Below are 19,468 nucleotides of genomic sequence, written 5' to 3'. Positions count from 1 at the left end.
ATGGTGAAGCAAGCACGCTTCACCATCCGTTCAATAATTAAACTAAATTATTGATTTCAGCAATAGTATTTACGTCAGCATCATAATCGACACCATCAATACCAAAGCCAAATAATTTTAGGAATTCGTTGTGATAACCTTCGTAGTCAGTCAATGCATCAATCGTATCCGTATCTACTGTATCCCAAATATGCTGAATACGTGCTTGCACACCCTCTTCTAGCTCTTTGTAGTTTTGGAACAGGTGACCACCGTCATCAAAACGCGGGCTATCACTGTACAGACTTTCATTAAATAGACCGTGGATCTGCTCAATAGTCCCTTCATATGTGCCGTCTTCTTTGGTTACTTTAAATAAAGCGGAGATATAAAGTGGCATGATTGGAATTGCAGAGCTCGCTTGTGTCACAACTGCATTTAGAGAAGACACATAAGCTTCACCATTTAGCGCAGCTGTAGATGCTTTAATTGCCGCTGCAGCTCTATCTAAATCTTCTTTCGCTTTACCGATTGTTGCATGACCATAAATTGGCCATGTTAGCTCTTTACCAATATAAGTATAAGCAGTCGTCTTAAAGTTATCTGCTAGCACACCTGCTTGCTTAAGCGCATCTAGCCAAAGCTCCCAGTCTTCACCGCCCATCACTTTAACTGTATTAGCGATTTCTTCTTCATTCGCCGCTTCAACACTCACTTCGTCGATTACGCGCTTAGACGTATTTAAGTTTTTAGTTGTGATTGCTTCGCCAATTGGCTTAAGTACTGAGCTGTGTGTCTCACCTGTTTTAGGATCAGTACGACGCGGCGAAGCTAGGCTGTAAATAATTAAATCAACTTTACCCATATCCGCTTTAATCGCTTCAATGGCTTTTTCTTTTAGTTCAGTTGAAAACGCATCGCCATTAATGTTTTTAGACCAAAGGCCTGCTTTGTCAGCTGCGTTTTGGAAAGCCGCGGTGTTGTACCAACCAGCAGATGCTGTTTTTTTCTCTGTACCTTCTTTCTCAAAAAAGATACCCAGTGTTTTTGCACCAGAACCAAATGCGGCGGTAATACGAGACGCTAGGCCATAGCCAGTAGAAGCACCGATCACAAGTACATTTTTTGGACCATCTTTTAACTCGCCCTGTTGCTTAACATAAGCGATTTGCTCTTCAACATGTGCAGCACAACCTGCTGGATGAGCATTTGTACAGATAAAACCACGGATCTTCGGCTTAATTACCATTATATTTCCTACTAAATTTTGAATTTGTCTCAAGTATTTAGGCCCATCATTTACCACAAACAACTGAGGGGTTAGAAAGATGGTGCCAGAAAAATTGCGTATAGTGTAATCTCTGATGACCTAAATACAGGTCTGATCAGATGTTAGTCGAACTTAGACCCACCTAAACAGTTTGGTGACGCTGGTACTTGCCCAGACTGCTCACTAAATTCTTCAGGTGTATGGGCATGAATAGCCAGCGCATGAATATCATTGGCTAATTCAGACTTTAGTACCTCATTTATGCGCCTGTGGCGAGGCAATAAACGTAAACCAGAAAACTCTTCACTGACAACAATCACTTTAAAGTGCGAATCACTCCCGCGACTGTGCATATGGCTTTCATTGATCACCTCAAGGTGCGTGCAATCAATTGCGTCACTGAGTTTGGTGTGTATTTGTTGCTGCATAGACATGGGCATACTCTTTACTATCATATTGTTAAACATCGCATACTATACGCCCTAAACTAGGATTAACCAACCGTTCTAAATGTCAGATTAATTCGCCCCTGATTGACTTTTGTTTGTTTAGACAGACTGTGCTCATAATCGTGCTGACTGTCTCCTGACATAATCAACATGCTGCCCGTTTCAAGCACAAAAGAAGTGACTTCCCGAGTTTGTCGATGACGTATTTTGAACATTCTTGGTGCCCCCAAAGAAACCGAGGCAATTAATGGCCTATTGCCCAGCTCTTTTTCATCGTCACTGTGCCACCCCATGGTATCCATGCCATCACGATACCAATTAACCAGCAGTGCATTAAAAGCTTTATCATATTGATTTTTTAAGCGCTGGCGCATGGCATCCAATGCGGGCAGCCATGGAACATTATCCAATGACTTACCTGAGTAGCCATAACGTACACCCGGGTCGGCAACGAAACACTGCAACCTCGGAATAAGATGATATTTACCATAGACCTGAATTTTTGGCTGTTGCCAAGGCAAACTCGTACTTAAATGCTCATACAAAGCCAAGCTTTTATCAAAAGAGATAACCTGTGGAAAATACTTAAAGCCTTCAGGCAAACATTCTTTGTTCAGCTGTGACATGATATTATGCACTCACATTGTTAGTGAAAAATATAGACCTATGACAACCGACGCGGTATTGGCTAATCGCCCATTTACTTTACATCGATTTCCTCTAGAACAAAAAAATCGCAGTTTACAGGCTTGGGATGCCGCAGACGAGTATCTACTTGAACACATCAGCGAAGACTACCCAGATGTGCGTAAAATATTAGTGTTAAATGACAGCTTTGGCGCACTTAGTTGCGCACTATCCGTTATTTACCAACATGATGATCAGCTCCCTGCCATTCATTTTGTCAACGACTCTTTTGTGAGCACCGCATCGTGTAAATACAATCTGAGCGAAAACCAGCTACCAGATACCCATATCTCATTTTTAGATAGCTTGGATGCGCTGCCCCATGACATCGATTTAGTGATACTAAAAATACCTAAAAATGCAGGTTATTTACAGCACCAGTTAGCAAAATTGAGTCACTTACCCGCAGACATCCCTGTTGTTGCCGCGGGTAAAGCAAAAGAGATCCATACCTCGACACTAAAGTCGTTTAACCATTTTATCTACGAACCAAAAACCAGTTTGGCCGTTAAAAAGTCTCGATTAATTTTTTCTAAAACAACCAACAAGCCCGTTGCTTGCAAGTTTCCAGTATCTTGGTCATTAGAAAACACAGAGATGACCATCACCAATCACGCCAATGTCTTTTCACGTGATTCCTTAGATATTGGCGCACGGTTTTTCTTTAACTACCTACCTGCAGGTAAAAAGGCACTCAACATCATTGATTTGGGTTGTGGTAATGGCGTGATTGGACTGCAAACATTAAACCGTATGCCCAATGCAAAAGTCACCTTTGTGGATGAGTCTGCGATGGCTGTCGCAAGTGCTCGCCAGAACGTAGCAGACAATCTACCTACCAGACTGAGCGATAGCCAATTTGTACAAAACGACTGTTTAACCGACTTTACTCCGAACAGTGCCGATTTAGTGCTGTGTAATCCGCCATTCCACCAAGCACAAGCCATCACAGACCACATTGCTTGGCAAATGTTTTTACAGGCTAAATATACACTGCGCAATGGCGGCGAGCTCAGGATCATTGGAAATCGTCATTTGGATTATCAAGATAAGTTGCAGCGCCTTTTTGGTAATTGTAAGGTGCTGGGCAATAATAAAAAGTTTACCGTATTAAGCGTAATAAAAAGGAGCTAATCATGGCCAAAATTATCTACTCTCTCGCAACTGCAGGCATGTTGGCTGTATTGTCTGGCTGCACAGCCGCGCCAAAGTCGGTGATCATGAATCCACAATATTCCGAAGGCCAAGTTGTCCAGCTTAACATGCCTATCAATGTCAATGTCAATGTGATGGATTTAAGAACATCCAAGTTTACTGTCAAGGTGCTTAATACAGAGCCCGCGGTGTACTTACCTGATGCAAACTTGCCGGTCACTATTTCTAATGTATTTAAACAGGCCTTAGTGGCGAATAACGCAAACATTACTTCAGAAGCAAAAACAACGATTACACTGGAGATAAATAAGTTCTTAGCGCAAGTGACTGAAACATACAGCAAGCATGAAAGTAATGCCGAAGCTGAATTTAAAGTGACGGTCAATAAACCAAGTGGTACTTTTAGTAAGTCATACACAGGGACTCGCACGCTATCGGGATCTTTAAAGCACGACCAAGCCAAGGTGGAAGGTCAGCTTAATATGCTCGCACAGCAACTTGTTACTCATATAATTAAAGACAAAGAGTTAATTGATTTCATCGCACAACAATAATAAGAGGCAGTCAACATGATCCGCATATTGGTTTTTGCTTTCGTAATTTTAACAGCAAGCTTTGCACAAGCAGCTAATAAAGAAGGACGCTTCGTCCAAAAAGACAATCTGTTCCCTAAAGTTCAGATCAATACATCGCTGGGTAAAATCACCGTGGAGCTAGACCGCTCACGCGCACCATTGACGGTAAATAACTTTTTAACCTATGTTGTCAATGGTGATTATAAAGGCTCTGTTTTTCATCGAGTTGAACGTGATGAAGCCAACGAAAAAGACTTTGTGATCCAAGGTGGCGGCTACGACAAAGACTACGATGGCATGTTCGAGCGCAAACCCATTTTCAATGAAAGTGGTAACGGACTAAAAAATGAAATGTATTCGGTCGCGATGGCCTACCAAGACAGTAAGCCGCATTCGGGTACTCGTCAGTTCTTCTTTAATATGGATGACAATGACCACTTAAACCCAGGTAGAGGTTGGGGATTTGCGGTATTTGGTAACGTCACTGATGGTTATGAAACTTTGGACAAGATAATGCAAGTGGAAACTGGCTACAATCAAAAGCTAGGTTACTCATTTATCCCAAAGACTGCGGTTATCATTCATAGCGTCGATATCTTGCCAGCTGAAGAGTTTTAACTAAACAATGATGACATCAGCCAGTATTTCCCAATACCTGAGTTATTATAAAGACAAACGACTGCTGACTGTATTTGCATTTGGTATGAGCCAGGGTTTCCCTTGGGTGCTGATCGGCTCAGTCATGTCTGCGTGGTTAAAAGATGAAGGCCTTAGCCGCAGCCTCATTGGATTGTTTGGTATTGTTTTTAGCGCCTATACCATCAATTTTCTGTGGTCTCCCTTGGTCGATAGACTAAAGCTCCCCGTGCTTGGTAGCATGCTGGGTCAGCGTAGGAGTTGGATTTTACTCGGGCAAGTCGTTATTACGGCAAGCGCCGTATGTTTAGCATTTATTGATTTAAAAACGAGTTTGTTTTATGCGGCTCTACTGTGCTTTTTAATTGCTTTATTCGCTGCGACACACGATATTGCCATCGATGGTTATCGTATTGATGTGCTGCCCCAATCAGAAAGTGAAAAGTCTACGGCAGCGGCTGCAATGGCAACATCAGGTTGGTGGAGCGGCTATGCCCTCCTTGGTGCCATTCCTTTTTTCGCAGCCGATCTGCCAAATATATCTTGGTCTGATGTTTATTTGCTACTCGCCGTGATAATGGCATTACTTTGTGTTGTTACCTTGATAGCAAAAGAGCCAGAGTCTCATCGTGATACAGCACAAGCGCAAATACAAAAAGCATACGAAGAAAAACTCTCTCAACTTGGCCACTCCAAAGCCAATAAGTTACTCGCTTGGTTGGGTGTTACGCTGGTCGCGCCCTTTGTCAGCTTTTTTAATAAAAATGGCGTCAAAACAGCACTTGCGCTCTTAACCTTTATCTTTTTATTTAAGATTGGCGAAGCGTTTTTAGCACGCATGTCCATCGTATTTTATAAAGAAATTGGATTTACAAATACGCAAATAGCACAGTACTCAAAGCTAGGCACCGGGCTCATTACCATTGTATTTGCTTTCCTTGGCAGCATTTTCAACCACAAATATGGCATAGTCAAAGGCCTGTTTATCAGTGGTGTCGCAATGGCAGCCTCTAATTTGATTTTTTCTTGGATAGCAGTTGCGGGACCAAAAGAGTCACTTTATGCTCTGGCCATTGTTGTTGATGGCTTTACTCAGGCATGGTCATTGGTTGCTATGGTCGCTTTCATTTCTATGCTCTGCGATAGAACCTTTAGCGCAACACATTATGCACTACTGGCATCATTGGGCAGTTTAGGTAGAACTGTGTTATCTAGTTACAGTGGTGTAGTCATTGACGACTGGTTAGGTGGCAATTGGGCAGTATTTTTTGTCATCACTGCGTTGATGGTGCTCCCTTCCTTGCTATTTCTCTATTTCATTCGCCATAAGCTCTATGCGATAGAGGCGGACTATAAGAAACAAGACTAAGGTGCACTTCCCTGCACCTTGTATTCTTAATCCCGTAAAGGGTTATAGCTCTTCTTTATTAATTAAAGATAGGCCTTCATACGGGTCAACTTCTAGCGCTTCACAATAGCGCAAAAACTCGATCACATCTAAACGGCGCTCTTGGTTTTCAATCTTTCCGATGAAAGAATGCGGCGTACCTAAAACTTGAGCAAGGCTACGCATTGTATGACCTTTCTCATGACGCTTTGATTTCAACCATTTTGTTAACTTTCCGTTTTCTTCCGAAGAAACCGTTTTACCCATCATAAATAAACATCTCCTACTTGATGATTAATCTCAACTGGCCTCGTGAAATTTGCCCGTCTCACTCAGCTGGCTATTGTATTTAAAAAAATAATACCTCTGTAGGCCCTATAGGCCTTGCACATTTCCTGTATCAACAACAGGTGTGTTCCTATGTACCCAATTAGGTATAGACTATCTTACCGCTAAAACCTAATAAATTTTTGAAAAACTATATTCGTTTTTTTCATGTAGGGTACATACTACACTTTAACAAAAATTTTATATCTTGTACCAGTATTTGAAATAATTTATTTTTCTTTTAAAAATAAGCATTTACAGCTAATCTTAAAATTAACTTAAAAAAAGGGCTCAAAAATGTTCCGGATTTTATTTTTATTACCACTGATTTTGTGCGCTGGATGGTATTACTTTTTACGCGTAAACAATGTACCTATCAAACAAGGAAAGCGCGGTTTCATCTATATTCTTCTGTTTTCCGCATTGGTTTTAGGCTTTTTTGTTTTAATGATGCATGTGACTAACCCGGCATAAAAAAGCCATGCGATTGCATGGCTCTTTTACAGTGATTTGAGACCACTTCGATTACACGCTGAAACTTGCACCACACCCGCATGTAGTCGTCGCATTTGGGTTATTGACGAAGAAACGTGCGCCTTCAAGCCCTTCAGTGTAATCAACAATGCCGTCCATTAAGTACTGAATACTCATTGGGTCAACCACCATAATCACACCATTTTTTTCTATTTCCAAGTCGCCTGGGTTTACCTTTTCATCAAACGTAAATCCATATTGAAACCCAGAGCATCCTCCACCAGTTACGTATACACGAAGCTTTAGTTCAGGATTTTCCTCTTCGGAAATCAATTCTTTTACGCGCGCAGCAGCTGCATCGCTAAACTTAATCGGTAACTCTTCTGACATGTGCATTCGACCCTTGTACATTAATTAACGGAATTATCTAATACCCGACTATTTTAATCAAGTATGGTCGTGTACCTGAATTATGCGCAAACCAACCTGTACCTGTAATGAATAAACACCTCAGAAATACGCACAAAGCTAGGTTATGTCAGGGACTTAATATTATTCTTTTGGTAAAATATAACTGTACTTCCACTCTCAAGCTTTGAACTATGACTCTTGACCAAGTTAGGCGACGCCTTGCACAACCGCGAACTTCAGCACAGCTCTGTTTACTGGGCGTATGCGCTGGATTGATTGCGGCTATTTTAATCATTCTTTTTCGATTAATGATAGAGCTTGTTCAATCAACTTTTCTCGACAGTCACGACGACTTCACATCTTTAGCGGAGCACCAAAGGTTATTACTGCCTGTTGGGGCAGCATTGATTATCGCCTTATTTGCCAACTTAACTGGCTTTAAGCATTATCGACTCGGCATTCCATTTGTGATTAACCGGATCAAGCATCATTATGGACATATGCCCATTTGGAATTCAGTCAATCAATTTTTTGGTGGCGGTATCGCCCTTATCTGTGGTTTTTCAGTAGGTCGTGAAGGGCCATCTGTGCATATGGGCGCGACAGGCGCCAGTGTCCTCACTGAAAGGCTACATTTGCCACATAATGCTGCTAGAACACTTGCCGGGTGCGGTGTTGCAGCAGGGATAGCAGCTTCATTCAACACGCCTTTAGCCGCTGTTATTTTCGTGATGGAAGTCGTGCTTAGGGAATACAAGATCCATATCTTTGTTCCCATCATGTTGGCAGCCGTTACTGGCGCTTTAGCAACACAGTTTGTATTTGGTAATGTCTCAGAGCTTTCATTGATCCAGATAGAAATGCTCAGTTTTTGGCACTACCCCTATCTCATCATATGCGGATTTGCACTGGGAGCCGTCGCCTTTGCATTCAATCAAAACTTGATGTTAATTATCAAAACCTTTAAACCAATTAGCATGTTCCCACGTTTATTACTTGCAGGTTTAATTGCTGGACTGATTGGGTATATGGTGCCTGAAGCTATGGGATCTGGCATGAGCGCTATTAAACTTGCCGTTGAAACCCCAGACAATATGCAATTACTCACGACTATTTTCATCGCAAAGCTCCTTGCAACCTTGTTTGCTATCGGACTCGGAATCCCTGGTGGTTTAATAGGACCAGTTATAGGGCTTGGCGTTATCATGGGCACTCTCATGGCATTTTTCGCACAATTTATTTCACCAGAAGTCAATGTTGCTGGCACCTATGGAGTACTTGGTATGGCAGGCCTCTTAGCGGCGACTTTGCATGCCCCATTAGCTGCGTTGACGGCAGTCATGGAGCTGACCTCGAATCCACAAATCGTCGTACCTGCCATGTTGGTGATCTCTACCGCCTATGTGACCGCACTACAAGTTTTTGGTAATCGCTCTATTTTTATTCAACAACTCGATTTTCAAGGGTTGCCTTATCAAGTCTCGCCCGCCAAAGAAGCACTACAAAAAGTCGGGGTCGTCGAAGAAATGGAAGAAGATTTCAAATTACTGTACTCAAATGATCCAGAGCAAATCAAAGCAACACTCGGTGCAGTGGATAGCCAAACCCCCTTGATCACCTATGATGAAGAAAATGGCTACCGTCTGGCAGAGTATGATTTAACCTTAGTATCAGATGACAGTGCCACCATTAAGTATGTGCCTCTGCAAGGTCTCAGTACCCAAGCAACGCTTGCTGAAGCATTTGAAATCTTAAAAGATAAGCGCTCTGGCGCAGTCTATGTTTACAACCAAAAAGACAGCTTACAAATAATGGGGGTGGTGCGCTGGGACAAATTACGCCACATACTCACAATGAGAAACAGTTTACTTTAATCAATAACAATAAGGGGCATTATGAGCGCTTTGCTGATTTATAAGGCTTTGCACATATTTTTTATGGTCGCATGGTTCGCTGGTATTTTTTATTTGCCAAGATTATTCATCTATCACACTATGACAGAAGAAAAAGCCTGCACAGCCATGCTAAAAATTATGGAGCGAAGACTGCTCTACTTTGTCACGCCATTTGCGGTTTTAACCACTGTCTTTGGCGTACTGACTATCATGGAATACGGCAGAGAGTGGTTCAAGTACAATATGTGGCTGCACTATAAACTCGTATTTGTGATTATTCTTTACATCTATCATGCATATTGCTTCAAGCTCCTCGCCGATTTCAAACATGATAGAAATATTCGCAGCACTCGATTTTATCGCTTCTTCAATGAGTTCCCTGTGTTCTTATTACTGCCGATCATCTTACTCGCAGTCTTAAAGCCACTTTTTTAATATAAATATGACGGTATCCTGCCGTCATGCTCTCCTGTTAGCGTGCAATTATGCTATCATATCGTTCCAGTAACCTGCGTTGCCAAGGTTATCTCGGTTAGGAGCGCACCCAGCCTCCTGTTGTCAATCTGTGATTAGGAATCGCCGCATGCTAAGTTTCCAAGGTGAAAACATCCTTTCTGTCAATCAACTCGATAGAGAAGCCATTGAATTAATTTTTGACGTTGCTAAGCGCATGGAGCCTTATGCTAAAAAGCATAAGCGCACGCAAGTGCTAGAAGGTGCTGTACTGGCAAATTTATTCTTTGAACCAAGCACTCGTACTCGTGTCAGTTTTGGTACTGCATTTAACTTATTAGGTGGTTTAGTAAGAGAAACCACAGGTATGCAAAGTTCTGCATTGGCTAAGGGCGAGTCTTTGTATGATACAGCGCGTGTTATTTCTGCTTATGCTGATGCTGTTGCTATGCGCCACCCAGATGCTGGCAGTGTGGCTGAGTTTGCAACAGGTTCAGATGTGCCTGTTTTGAACGGTGGTGATGGGCCAAACGAGCACCCAACTCAAGCACTGTTAGATTTATTAACGATTGACCGAGAGCTTAGCCGCTTCGATCGTACTGTTGATGGCATGCATATCGCGTTAGTGGGCGATCTAAAGTACGGCAGAACCGTGCATTCGCTCTCAAAGCTTCTTTGTCATTATAAAAATATCAAGTTTTCAATGGTGGCACCAGGCGGCTTGCAAATGCCGGATTATGTCTTAGATGCAGTCTCAAATGCTGGACACCAAATCGAGCTCGTATCACAAATGGAAGGTAATCTAGCTGCTGATATCGTTTACCAAACGCGTATTCAAGAAGAGCGCTTCCCGTCTCAAGAAGAAGCAAACAAGTACCGCGGCGGCTTCAGAATAAGCCAAGCAATCTACGACGCACACTGTAAGCCTGAATCAGTATTAATGCACCCACTCCCTAGAGATAGCCGCAGTGATGCGAATGAACTAGACAACGATTTAAATAGTAATGATAACTTGGCAATCTTCAGACAAGTGCAAAACGGTGTATTGATCCGTATGGCGCTTTTCGCACTGACGCTCGGTGTAGAAAACAAAGTACAGCAATACGAAACCAACGTACCTTGGTTCAGCAGAAAGCGCCAAAGTTAATCAAAAAGGATACATTATGACAATTAGCCAAGACTTATTTGAGCGTGCACAAACCTCTATCCCGGGAGGCGTTAACTCGCCAGTAAGGGCATTTAATGGTGTGGGTGGCACACCGTTATTCATCACAAAAGCAGAAGGTCCATTTACCTTTGACGCTGACAATAATCGTTACATCGACTATGTTGGCTCTTGGGGACCGATGATCCTTGGCCACAACCACCCAGAAATTAAACAAGCGGTATTAGGCGCTGTGGAGAACGGCCTAAGCTACGGTGCGCCTACCGAAACTGAAATATTAATGGCAGAAAAAGTTAAAGCACTTGTTCCGTCGATTGAAAAAGTTCGTATGGTGAGCTCTGGTACCGAAGCGACAATGAGTGCAATCCGCCTTGCCCGAGGCTACACTGGCAGAGATAAGATTTTAAAATTCGAAGGCTGCTACCATGGTCATGCCGACTCTCTACTGGTAAAAGCGGGCTCTGGTGCATTAACAATGGGCGTACCAAACTCTCCGGGCATTCCTGCTGATTTTGCAAAACACACACTTACGGTGTCATTTAATAATTTAGATGAAGTCAAAGCGATTTTTGAAGAATATAAAGACGAAATCGCCTGTATCATCGTTGAACCCGTTGCAGGCAATATGAACTGCATCCCGCCTGTTAAAGGCTTTTTAGAGGGTCTTCGTGCGGTATGTGATGAGCACAAATCAGTACTTATCTTCGATGAAGTGATGACTGGCTTCCGTGTCGCCCTTGGTGGTGCACAAGCTTATTACAATATCGAGCCAGATCTGACTTGCTTAGGCAAAGTGATCGGTGGCGGTATGCCAGTTGGTGCCTTTGGTGGTAAGCGTGAAATCATGGATTACATCGCACCGGTAGGACCTGTTTATCAAGCTGGTACACTCTCTGGTAACCCAATTGCGATGGCAGCCGGCCTTAAAGCACTTGAATTACTTTCTAAGCCGAATTTACATGACGACCTAGAAGCAAAGAGCCAAGCACTATGTACTGGTTTTCAGGCTGCAGCGGATAAACACGGTATTCCACTGACGACTAACTTTGCCGGTGGCATGTTTGGCTTCTTTTTCACTTCGGCCGAGCGCGTTGACACCTACCAACAGGCGACTGAATGTGACCTAGAAAGGTTTAAGCGCTTCTTCCATTTGATGCTAGAAGAAGGTGTGTACCTTGCACCATCTGCATTTGAAGCCGGGTTTGTCAGCACCATGCACAGCGATGAGGACATCAACAATACCATCGCAGCAGCTGACCGCGCTTTTGCTAAATTAATTGCTTAATCTAAAGCTCATTATTTAGCATATAGCTATTTTGAAATAAAAAAGGCACCTTTCGGTGCCTTTCATTATTTAACCTGCCCAGGGATAGGACCTTGAGGCACTTCGACATGCGGGTTTTGTCCACGCTGTCTAAGTAGGTGATCCATAATTGTAATGGCCATCATTGCTTCCGCTATTGGGATTGCACGAATGCCCACGCATGGGTCGTGACGTCCTTTAGTAACCATCTCTACCGACTCATTAGCAGTATTAATGCTCTGTCCAGGTACTGTAATGCTTGAAGTTGGTTTCAACGCGATCGACGCGATAATATCTTGTCCTGTAGAGATCCCGGCAAGTACGCCACCAGCATGATTGCTAACAAACCCATTGGGTGTTAACTCGTCTCTATGCTCTGAGCCCTTCTGCTCAACCACATCAAAGCCATCACCAATCTCAACGCCTTTCACTGCATTGATGCTCATCAGAGAGTGCGCAAGCTCAGCATCGAGTCTATCAAATACTGGCTCACCTAAACCCACAGGCACGTTTTTAGCGACTACTTTCACTTTGGCGCCAATTGAGTCACCTTGCTTTTTAAGGTCTCTCATATACTCATCCAAAGCGTCTAATTTACTTTCATCTGGGAAGAAAAATGCATTTTTCTCCACCGCATCCCAGTTGAACACCTCAGCTCTAATTGGCCCAAGCTGCGATAGACAAGCGCGAACGTCAATACCATGGACTTGCTTGAGATATTTTTTAGCGATGCCACCGGCTGCAACACGAATGGCGGTTTCGCGTGCAGATGAACGTCCGCCACCACGATAGTCACGATGACCATATTTATGCCAATAGGTATAGTCACCGTGCCCTGGACGAAAAACGTCCATAATTTTACTGTAATCTTTAGAGCGTTGATCGGTATTTTCAATCAGCAACCCAATACTTGTACCGGTCGTTTTGCCTTCAAATACACCTGATAAAATCTTAATTTCATCCCCTTCACGACGCTGTGTCGTGTAGCGGCTTTGACCTGGCTTTCTTCTATCTAGGTCTACCTGTAAGTCAGCCTCGCTGATTTCAAGCCCTGCCGGAACACCATCTACAACACCACCCAGTGCTGTACCATGGCTTTCACCGAAGGTTGTCACTCGAAACAGCTGGCCTATGCTATTGCCTGCCATTAACTTTCCTCATTCCTCGTTACGGTTTTGGCTTAAAGCCTCAATGGGGCTATGCCCCAAGTTGTGACAATGTTCACCACTGTCATACTTTGCCGTATCAAGCTGCCAATGAATAGGTTTCATTTGCAGGCAATATACAGCAAAGCTTAATCGTTAAAGTATGCTACCAATTCTTTTTTACTGATCATGAACACACCTAAACCGCCGTGCTCAAACTCAAGCCAAGTAAATGGCGCACCTGGATACAATGCATCCATATGTACCATAGAATTACCCACCTCGACAAATAGAATACCGTTCTCTGTGAGATGCTCCGCCGCATCTTGAAGCAGTACTCGAGTCACATCTAAGCCATCGTCACCAGACGCGAGGCCTAATTCAGGCTCATGATGAAACTCATCAGGCAGATCGGCCATATCTTCAGCATCAACATAAGGTGGATTTGCGACGATTAAATCGTACTTTTGACCCGGCACACCACTAAAGACGTCTGACTGAATCGCAAATACACGTTCGTCCATCATATAGTCGTGAATATTCATTTCGGCTACGGCCAAAGCATCAAATGAAATATCCACGGCATCCACTTGTGCATTTTCAAAATGCTTAGCCAGTGCAATCGCAATACATGCAGAGCCCGTACACATATCTAAAATACGAGTCACTTCTTCTGGCGCTTGAACCCAAGGCTGAAACTGTTGGGTGATCAACTCTGCAAATGGAGAGCGCGGCACCAATACGCGTTCATCAACATAAAAAGGCATACCTGCAAACCACGCTTGATTAGTAAGGTAAGGCACAGGCATACGCTGCTCAATACGCAGCTTGATAACTTCAATTAAACGCTTTTTTTCTGTCCTAGTCAGCCTAGCTTGCATTAAGTCTTTTGGCGCATCTATCGGTAGGTTTAGCGTTGGCAAGAGTAAATTTACCGCCTCATCCCAAGGGTTGTCGGTACCATGGCCATAAAAAAGCCCATTTGCAACAAACTGACTTGTCGTCCAACGCAGCCAATCTTGCATGGTTACCAGATCTTCATAAGCCTCTTGGGCGATTTCATTGGTTATTGCTAATTCACTCATGATTATTCTCACACTTTGTAGATAGCCGCATTGTAGCGGTTTTTAGACTAGGTTTTTATGCTTTTTTTATTTAAAATGCACGAATGACTAGAGAATACCCTGAAGTAGCTATGGCCTCTGATGACTTTGATTTATTCCGTGATGCAATTTCCGGAACACAGCCCCTTAAGCAAGATACTGTGGTGCACGAACGTAAAGCCACCCGCTTCAAAGGCGAAGTGATTGCTGAGCAAAAGAAACAACATCAAGCTGAGTTTTATTTTTCAGATGAATACGTACCAGATATTGATACTCATGGCACCATCAACTTTGTCAGACCGGGTGCCGATAAATACCTTGCAAAGCAGTTAAGGCGCGGTGACTATGCACCAGAGCTGATTTTAGATATGCATGGTATGAATAAAGAAACGGCCAAAGATGAGCTTGCTGCGCTTATTCACGCCTGTAAAAAACAGCATATAAGTTGCGCATGCATCGTACATGGTATTGGTGAACGTATTTTGAAGCACAAGGTGCCCCATTACTTAGTACAACACCCTGATATTCTTGCTATGCACCAAGCGCCTCTTGAGTATGGTGGTAAAGGCGCCATTTTGATATTGGTTGATTTACCCCAAAACCCTGAGTTTCGCAGATAAAAGTTAACAAGCATTAACGCAACCATTATCCAAACTAGCCTGCCGTTTACAAATACGCTATATTAGCCTGAATCATGCGCAGCCAGTTGATGAAAAAAGCCTACGTTAGGTAAATAAATTGTACTGGCTGAAGACATTTAGCTTCTGTTTCTATCCTCAGGTTTAAAATGAACGATTTACTCAGTACGGATCTGACGATTTTACTCGTCGAACCCTCAGTGACCCAACGTAAGATTATCGCCAAAGAGCTCAAAGATGAAGGCGTGCAAAATATTGACTTTGCCGATTCAGTCAGTAGCGCCATAGATGCACTCAATCAGAATTTACCGGATCTCATAATCTGTACTCTTTACTTGGCAGATGGAGATGCACTTGCTCTATTGGACCATGTTCACGAGCACTTCAGTGAACATCAATTACCCTTTATGCTAGTCTCCAGTGAAACTCGCCGGCAACAGCTTGAAGCTTATAAGCAATCAGGGGTTGTTGCGATTTTGCCAAAGCCATTTACCAAAGAGCACTTAGGCAAAGCCATTAACGCCACCTTGGATTTACTGTCGCCACAAGAGCTTGAGCTTGATTTATACGACATTCAAGATTTGCGAATTTTGGTCGTTGACGACTCCATGCTGGCCCGTAACCACATTCAACGTGTTCTGCAAAATCTTGGCGCAACACGTATCAGTGAAGCTGAAAATGGCGCTCAGGCTTTAAGCATATTAAATGAGAGCATGTTCGATTTAATCGTCACCGATTTCAACATGCCAGAAGTCAACGGACAAGAACTAACAGAAGCAATTCGTCGCTCAGATGAACATGCCCATGTGCCGGTATTAATGGTAACGTCTGAGGCCAATGAAACACATTTAGCAAATGTTGCGCAATCAGGTGTCAATGCAATGTGTGATAAACCGTTTGAACCCAATATCGTAAAACAGCTCATCTATCAAATGTTAGAGCAAAATTAACCATAAATTAGTTAATTAAACGATTAACCTTGGCCAAATCGACCACCCCTCTGTTTTGGCCAACTTCCCAAAAATAAAAAAATCATAAATATCAATACCTTAAAAATATAATCTAAGCTGGCACAACCTTTGTAATAGTTATTACGTCTAAACATTCAAAGGGAACAACAGCATGAACTTATTTACTAAAGTACTTACAACTAGCCTTTTTATTGGTCTGTCAGCTTCAGCTAACGCGAATACGATTAGCAGTGATTTGTTAAGTGATGTGCAAAGTCGAGTGAGTGAAAACATTCAATCGAGTTTAGTGGAATTAAAAATAAACACTAAAAAGGCACTAGTAGATAGTTTGATCCGTACCAATAAGGACATCGAAATCGACCAACCTGAAACAACACAGGCTAAAAAGGATAACTAATATGTTTAGTGAAGTAACATTGATTAGCTTATTAGCGATGCCAGTAGTGAGCTTATTGCTGGCATATTTTTCGATAGAAACCATCAAGATGATCAGTCAAAAGTGGTTTGAAGAGAGTACCTCATGATGTGGCGATTTATGACAATAAAAAACCCGCACAAGGCGGGTTTTTAAAACAAGTCGAAGCTGCTAATTATAGCTCGCCTTCGTTTTCAGATAGGAACTTAGCAACACCTTCTGGGCTTGCGTCCATACCTGATTTACCTTCAGTCCAACCTGCTGGACATACTTCACCGTGCTCTTCGTGGAACGCTAGTGCGTCAACCATGCGAAGCATTTCGTCGATGTTACGACCTAGAGGTAGATCGTTAACTACTTGGTGACGTACGTTACCTTCAGAATCGATTAGGAAAGAACCACGGAAAGCAACGCCAGCTTCTGGGTGCTCAACGTCGTATGCTTGACAGATTTCGTGTTTAACGTCAGCAACTAGGTCATATTTAACTGGACCGATACCGCCTTCGTTAACTGGCGTGTTACGCCATGCATTGTGTGAGAATTGAGAATCGATAGAAACACCGATCACTTCAACGCCACGCTTTTGGAATTCTTCGAAACGCTTGTCAAAAGCGATAAGCTCTGAAGGACAAACAAAAGTGAAGTCTAGTGGGTAAAAGAATACAACTGCTTTTTTACCTTTGATACGCTCATGTAGATTATAGCTATCTACGATTTCACCATTACCTAGTACTGCTGCTGCTGTAAAGTCAGGAGCCTGACGGCCAACTAATACACCCATTGTTTTCTCCAAATAGTTAGGTTTAGTTCCAATATACAAATCGTTTTGTAATTTGATTCTAATTATTGAGGCGCTGTTTACGAAAAACAACCCCTTGAAAAAATTTGCCTAAGTTTATTCAGCTCTGAGGAAAAATAACAATCGAATTAACCGATAGGTACAATCTAAAAATTCGATGGGGCCAATATTTAGACACAAAAAAGCCCCTTACGGGGCTCATTTAAATTATTAATCCATAATGTCATTTGGCATGTCGGCACGAATACCCTGCCATAGCTCGCTTGACTGATGACCATATTTACGGATAAGCGCAATCGCTCTGTCGAAGTCGCCTTGCTCAGCCAATGCCGTTAAATCACGGTAGAATTCTCTGGTCAATTTACGAATTTTCGGCTCAGAGAAGTAATGGCAGCCGATTTTCGAATAAAGGCCTCTAAAGCCATTTAAAATCAATACGTAAATTTTATTGCCACCTGCAATGGCAAGCTGATGATGTACTTGATAATCATAATCTGCAAATGCTTCAGCCGTATCAGGTAGCTCCTGGTATTGCGCCAGAATCTCAATCACTTTTTCAGCGTTTAACTTAATCGCAGCACGAGTATAAATTGCACTAATATTTGTTCTTGCAGACAATAATTGATCTGTTAGTTCAGGGACTTTATCTTCATCAAGACGCGCAAGTGCTTCTAAAATATTTAGACCCGATGTCTCCCAGAAATTGTTCACACGTGTCGGCTTGCCATGCTGAATAGTTAACCATCCATCACGCGCTAATCTCTGTAATACTTCCCTTAAGGTTGTACGAGTCACACCGATAAGTTCTGACAGTTCACGCTCAGCTGGCAATATCGACCCCGGCGGAAACTCTCCATTCCAAATCGATTCTACTATATATTCCTCAGCAAATCCCGCTGGGCTCTTGGCTTTAAAAATTCTCATTTTGCACCACTTAAATTACAACCAAAGGCAAGATACATTCAGCGCAAGCAACACTCGGTAGCAGGCGCAGCATGATACTGCAACTCGTTAATCTACTGATTGTACCAGATGGATATAAAGTAACAAGCGCAACAGTGATATGAAGACAGAGTAATTCGTGTTTAGATAGCATATAGGAACAAATTGCTTAGTTTCCTTCATAGCAGAGTGCAATTTGCTTAATACATCAAACCAACAATCTTGTGGATAGCCTCACTTAATCTTAGATAGTCACTAGCAGGTGGCAACAACCGAACAATAGAGTACAAAGTGGGAACTAAATGAAAAACGAATAGACTAACAATCTGTTTACTAAACGAATTGATAACTTACAAAGCATGATAAAAGTAATTTACTCTCTTTAATGTGACCTACATTAAGGTGCAAATAGCTTGATGCATTGACACTAGATAGCCATAATAGCGGGCAAAAAAGGAGACAGACATGTTTGATAGACTCGCGAGTTTTTCTCGTACCACCACAGCTTGGGGCTTATTGTTTTTAAGTGCGCTTACTTTCGAAATCGTTGCACTATACTTTCAGTACGCCATGGGTCTAGAGCCCTGTGTGATGTGTATCTATCAACGTACAGCAATGTTAGGGGTTTTAATCGCAGCCTTTGTCGGGCTTTGCGGTAAGAATAATTACCTTGTTCGATTAATTGCAACTGCTGGATGGGGTGTATCAGCTATATGGGGGTGGCTACTTGCGCGTCAGCACCTTGATATGCAAACCACTACAGATCCTTTTGCTTTTACCTGTTCTTTTGAACCTAACTTCCCTGTTCCTTTGCATGAATGGATCCCATCTTTTTTTGCCGTAACAGGTAGCTGCTCAAACATAGACTGGTCATTTGCAGGACTATCTATGCCAGGCTGGATGGAAGTAATTTTTGCAATTTATGCCATTGGCTTTTTGATTTTTGCGCCTATGGTTATTTTTAAGAAGTAAATTAGAGAGATATATGATTTTTAGACTAAGCCAAATTCCTGCACTTGCGTCGCTATCTTTACGTGAAAAGCAGCAAGTTAAAGCAATAGCGATCTCCATGCTATCGGCAAAAAGTAAGGTCATATTGGCTGTATGCAAACTCGCTCTGTTGACCCCCTTATTCATGGCACTTGCCTACTTTGAAGGCTGGTCACTTTTACCTGTGTTGCTTATCACTGGTATTGCATATCCGCTTTTAACAGCGCCCATTGAAGTACAGTTTGCTTTAAAAAACTTAGATAAAGCTTTGTCTGAATTTAAGCAGAGCCAAAATTAGG

23 protein-coding genes are annotated in these 19,468 nt (G+C 42.5%); 14 read left to right on the top strand and 9 right to left on the bottom strand.

Annotation, left to right across the window (positions count from 1 at the left end):
* Positions 1-37: 37 nt before the first annotated feature.
* From fabV to L1077_RS02610, 3 genes are all read right to left on the bottom strand, one after another.
* Positions 38-1,228 (bottom strand): enoyl-ACP reductase FabV, encoded by a 1,191-nt coding sequence (fabV, locus tag L1077_RS02620; protein ID WP_237135476.1) that lies wholly within the window; start codon positions 1,226-1,228, stop codon positions 38-40.
* A gap of 143 nt (positions 1,229-1,371) precedes the next feature.
* A complete protein-coding gene (locus tag L1077_RS02615) occupies positions 1,372-1,683 on the bottom strand; it encodes a BolA family protein (protein ID WP_063369092.1) in 312 nt (103 codons plus the stop codon).
* A 59-nt stretch (positions 1,684-1,742) separates the two neighbouring features.
* The gene (locus L1077_RS02610; RefSeq protein WP_237135475.1) at positions 1,743-2,324 is read right to left on the bottom strand and encodes an alpha-ketoglutarate-dependent dioxygenase AlkB family protein; all 582 of its coding nucleotides are present in this window, start codon (positions 2,322-2,324) and stop codon (positions 1,743-1,745) included.
* A 40-nt stretch (positions 2,325-2,364) separates the two neighbouring features.
* Here L1077_RS02610 and L1077_RS02605 point away from each other — a divergent pair, with 40 nt between their 5' ends.
* Genes L1077_RS02605 through L1077_RS02590 form a run of 4 tightly spaced genes read left to right on the top strand, consistent with a single transcriptional unit; the run spans position 2,365 to position 6,120 of the window.
* On the top strand, positions 2,365-3,519 hold the full coding sequence (locus tag L1077_RS02605) for a methyltransferase (RefSeq protein WP_237135474.1): 1,155 nt from the start codon (positions 2,365-2,367) through the stop codon (positions 3,517-3,519).
* Between the two features lie 2 nt (positions 3,520-3,521).
* Positions 3,522-4,094: a YajG family lipoprotein gene (locus L1077_RS02600; RefSeq protein WP_237135473.1), complete on the top strand. Its 573-nt coding sequence runs from the start codon at positions 3,522-3,524 to the stop codon at positions 4,092-4,094.
* Between the two features lie 15 nt (positions 4,095-4,109).
* Complete coding sequence (locus tag L1077_RS02595) at positions 4,110-4,733, top strand: peptidylprolyl isomerase (protein WP_237135472.1); 624 nt, start codon at positions 4,110-4,112, stop codon at positions 4,731-4,733.
* Positions 4,734-4,740: 7 nt separating this feature from the next.
* Positions 4,741-6,120, top strand: coding sequence for an AmpG family muropeptide MFS transporter (locus L1077_RS02590; RefSeq protein ID WP_237135471.1), 1,380 nt, complete (start codon positions 4,741-4,743; stop codon positions 6,118-6,120).
* A gap of 42 nt (positions 6,121-6,162) precedes the next feature.
* Here L1077_RS02590 and L1077_RS02585 read toward each other — a convergent pair whose 3' ends face one another.
* Both L1077_RS02585 and erpA read right to left on the bottom strand, forming a co-directional pair.
* The gene (locus tag L1077_RS02585) at positions 6,163-6,408 is read right to left on the bottom strand and encodes a helix-turn-helix domain-containing protein (protein WP_023399554.1); all 246 of its coding nucleotides are present in this window, start codon (positions 6,406-6,408) and stop codon (positions 6,163-6,165) included.
* A 582-nt stretch (positions 6,409-6,990) separates the two neighbouring features.
* The gene (gene erpA / locus L1077_RS02580; RefSeq protein ID WP_237135470.1) at positions 6,991-7,329 is read right to left on the bottom strand and encodes an iron-sulfur cluster insertion protein ErpA; all 339 of its coding nucleotides are present in this window, start codon (positions 7,327-7,329) and stop codon (positions 6,991-6,993) included.
* Between the two features lie 212 nt (positions 7,330-7,541).
* Here erpA and L1077_RS02575 point away from each other — a divergent pair, with 212 nt between their 5' ends.
* The 4 genes from L1077_RS02575 (at position 7,542) to hemL (ending at position 12,148) form a co-directional block, all read left to right on the top strand.
* Positions 7,542-9,224 (top strand): chloride channel protein, encoded by a 1,683-nt coding sequence (locus tag L1077_RS02575; RefSeq protein WP_237135469.1) that lies wholly within the window; start codon positions 7,542-7,544, stop codon positions 9,222-9,224.
* A gap of 21 nt (positions 9,225-9,245) precedes the next feature.
* Entirely contained in the window at positions 9,246-9,680 is a 435-nt protein-coding gene (locus L1077_RS02570; protein ID WP_063360209.1) for a CopD family protein, read from the top strand.
* 148 nt (positions 9,681-9,828) lie between these two features.
* Complete coding sequence (locus tag L1077_RS02565) at positions 9,829-10,845, top strand: aspartate carbamoyltransferase (protein ID WP_237135468.1); 1,017 nt, start codon at positions 9,829-9,831, stop codon at positions 10,843-10,845.
* Positions 10,846-10,861: 16 nt separating this feature from the next.
* Positions 10,862-12,148 (top strand): glutamate-1-semialdehyde 2,1-aminomutase, encoded by a 1,287-nt coding sequence (hemL, locus tag L1077_RS02560; protein WP_237135467.1) that lies wholly within the window; start codon positions 10,862-10,864, stop codon positions 12,146-12,148.
* A gap of 65 nt (positions 12,149-12,213) precedes the next feature.
* On the opposite strand, the gene aroC is transcribed toward hemL, so the two are convergent.
* Entirely contained in the window at positions 12,214-13,314 is a 1,101-nt protein-coding gene (aroC, locus tag L1077_RS02555) for a chorismate synthase (protein ID WP_237135466.1), read from the bottom strand.
* 146 nt (positions 13,315-13,460) lie between these two features.
* The gene (gene prmB, locus L1077_RS02550; protein WP_237135465.1) at positions 13,461-14,396 is read right to left on the bottom strand and encodes a 50S ribosomal protein L3 N(5)-glutamine methyltransferase; all 936 of its coding nucleotides are present in this window, start codon (positions 14,394-14,396) and stop codon (positions 13,461-13,463) included.
* A gap of 83 nt (positions 14,397-14,479) precedes the next feature.
* On the opposite strand from prmB, the gene smrB reads away from it, so the two are divergent.
* The 4 genes from smrB (at position 14,480) to L1077_RS27415 (ending at position 16,547) form a co-directional block, all read left to right on the top strand.
* The gene (smrB, locus tag L1077_RS02545) at positions 14,480-15,034 is read left to right on the top strand and encodes an endonuclease SmrB (RefSeq protein ID WP_237135464.1); all 555 of its coding nucleotides are present in this window, start codon (positions 14,480-14,482) and stop codon (positions 15,032-15,034) included.
* A 167-nt stretch (positions 15,035-15,201) separates the two neighbouring features.
* Positions 15,202-16,002: a response regulator gene (locus tag L1077_RS02540; RefSeq protein ID WP_063360214.1), complete on the top strand. Its 801-nt coding sequence runs from the start codon at positions 15,202-15,204 to the stop codon at positions 16,000-16,002.
* Between the two features lie 172 nt (positions 16,003-16,174).
* Positions 16,175-16,420 carry a hypothetical protein gene (locus tag L1077_RS02535; RefSeq protein ID WP_237135463.1) on the top strand — a complete coding sequence of 82 codons (246 nt, stop codon included), beginning with the start codon at positions 16,175-16,177 and terminating at the stop codon, positions 16,418-16,420.
* Position 16,421: 1 nt separating this feature from the next.
* Positions 16,422-16,547 (top strand): hypothetical protein, encoded by a 126-nt coding sequence (locus tag L1077_RS27415; RefSeq protein WP_269199990.1) that lies wholly within the window; start codon positions 16,422-16,424, stop codon positions 16,545-16,547.
* A gap of 66 nt (positions 16,548-16,613) precedes the next feature.
* Here L1077_RS27415 and L1077_RS02530 read toward each other — a convergent pair whose 3' ends face one another.
* Together L1077_RS02530 and fadR are read right to left on the bottom strand one after the other, a co-directional pair.
* Positions 16,614-17,219: a peroxiredoxin C gene (locus L1077_RS02530; protein WP_023398641.1), complete on the bottom strand. Its 606-nt coding sequence runs from the start codon at positions 17,217-17,219 to the stop codon at positions 16,614-16,616.
* A 228-nt stretch (positions 17,220-17,447) separates the two neighbouring features.
* Positions 17,448-18,161 carry a fatty acid metabolism transcriptional regulator FadR gene (fadR, locus tag L1077_RS02525; protein ID WP_063360216.1) on the bottom strand — a complete coding sequence of 238 codons (714 nt, stop codon included), beginning with the start codon at positions 18,159-18,161 and terminating at the stop codon, positions 17,448-17,450.
* Between the two features lie 483 nt (positions 18,162-18,644).
* Here fadR and dsbB point away from each other — a divergent pair, with 483 nt between their 5' ends.
* Both dsbB and L1077_RS02515 read left to right on the top strand, forming a co-directional pair.
* Positions 18,645-19,151 (top strand): disulfide bond formation protein DsbB, encoded by a 507-nt coding sequence (dsbB, locus tag L1077_RS02520; RefSeq protein ID WP_237135462.1) that lies wholly within the window; start codon positions 18,645-18,647, stop codon positions 19,149-19,151.
* A 13-nt stretch (positions 19,152-19,164) separates the two neighbouring features.
* Positions 19,165-19,467, top strand: coding sequence for a hypothetical protein (locus tag L1077_RS02515; protein ID WP_063360218.1), 303 nt, complete (start codon positions 19,165-19,167; stop codon positions 19,465-19,467).
* Position 19,468 lies beyond the last annotated feature (1 nt).

It is taken from the genome of Pseudoalteromonas luteoviolacea (assembly GCF_021654285.1).
In the GTDB taxonomy this organism is placed as follows: domain Bacteria; phylum Pseudomonadota; class Gammaproteobacteria; order Enterobacterales; family Alteromonadaceae; genus Pseudoalteromonas; species Pseudoalteromonas luteoviolacea_J.
Note: the sequence above shows the minus strand (reverse complement) of the source record. Positions and strands in the feature narration are given on the sequence as shown.

Coding starts and splice junctions, on each gene's coding strand:
- fabV (WP_237135476.1), bottom strand. CDS start 1,228: ATGGTAATTAAGCCGAAGATCCGTGGTTTTATCTGTACAAATGCTCAT.
- L1077_RS02615 (WP_063369092.1), bottom strand. CDS start 1,683: ATGTCTATGCAGCAACAAATACACACCAAACTCAGTGACGCAATTGAT.
- L1077_RS02610 (WP_237135475.1), bottom strand. CDS start 2,324: ATGTCACAGCTGAACAAAGAATGTTTGCCTGAAGGCTTTAAGTATTTT.
- L1077_RS02605 (WP_237135474.1), top strand. CDS start 2,365: ATGACAACCGACGCGGTATTGGCTAATCGCCCATTTACTTTACATCGA.
- L1077_RS02600 (WP_237135473.1), top strand. CDS start 3,522: ATGGCCAAAATTATCTACTCTCTCGCAACTGCAGGCATGTTGGCTGTA.
- L1077_RS02595 (WP_237135472.1), top strand. CDS start 4,110: ATGATCCGCATATTGGTTTTTGCTTTCGTAATTTTAACAGCAAGCTTT.
- L1077_RS02590 (WP_237135471.1), top strand. CDS start 4,741: ATGATGACATCAGCCAGTATTTCCCAATACCTGAGTTATTATAAAGAC.
- L1077_RS02585 (WP_023399554.1), bottom strand. CDS start 6,408: ATGATGGGTAAAACGGTTTCTTCGGAAGAAAACGGAAAGTTAACAAAA.
- erpA (WP_237135470.1), bottom strand. CDS start 7,329: ATGTCAGAAGAGTTACCGATTAAGTTTAGCGATGCAGCTGCTGCGCGC.
- L1077_RS02575 (WP_237135469.1), top strand. CDS start 7,542: ATGACTCTTGACCAAGTTAGGCGACGCCTTGCACAACCGCGAACTTCA.
- L1077_RS02570 (WP_063360209.1), top strand. CDS start 9,246: ATGAGCGCTTTGCTGATTTATAAGGCTTTGCACATATTTTTTATGGTC.
- L1077_RS02565 (WP_237135468.1), top strand. CDS start 9,829: ATGCTAAGTTTCCAAGGTGAAAACATCCTTTCTGTCAATCAACTCGAT.
- hemL (WP_237135467.1), top strand. CDS start 10,862: ATGACAATTAGCCAAGACTTATTTGAGCGTGCACAAACCTCTATCCCG.
- aroC (WP_237135466.1), bottom strand. CDS start 13,314: ATGGCAGGCAATAGCATAGGCCAGCTGTTTCGAGTGACAACCTTCGGT.
- prmB (WP_237135465.1), bottom strand. CDS start 14,396: ATGAGTGAATTAGCAATAACCAATGAAATCGCCCAAGAGGCTTATGAA.
- smrB (WP_237135464.1), top strand. CDS start 14,480: ATGACTAGAGAATACCCTGAAGTAGCTATGGCCTCTGATGACTTTGAT.
- L1077_RS02540 (WP_063360214.1), top strand. CDS start 15,202: ATGAACGATTTACTCAGTACGGATCTGACGATTTTACTCGTCGAACCC.
- L1077_RS02535 (WP_237135463.1), top strand. CDS start 16,175: ATGAACTTATTTACTAAAGTACTTACAACTAGCCTTTTTATTGGTCTG.
- L1077_RS27415 (WP_269199990.1), top strand. CDS start 16,422: ATGTTTAGTGAAGTAACATTGATTAGCTTATTAGCGATGCCAGTAGTG.
- L1077_RS02530 (WP_023398641.1), bottom strand. CDS start 17,219: ATGGGTGTATTAGTTGGCCGTCAGGCTCCTGACTTTACAGCAGCAGCA.
- fadR (WP_063360216.1), bottom strand. CDS start 18,161: ATGAGAATTTTTAAAGCCAAGAGCCCAGCGGGATTTGCTGAGGAATAT.
- dsbB (WP_237135462.1), top strand. CDS start 18,645: ATGTTTGATAGACTCGCGAGTTTTTCTCGTACCACCACAGCTTGGGGC.
- L1077_RS02515 (WP_063360218.1), top strand. CDS start 19,165: ATGATTTTTAGACTAAGCCAAATTCCTGCACTTGCGTCGCTATCTTTA.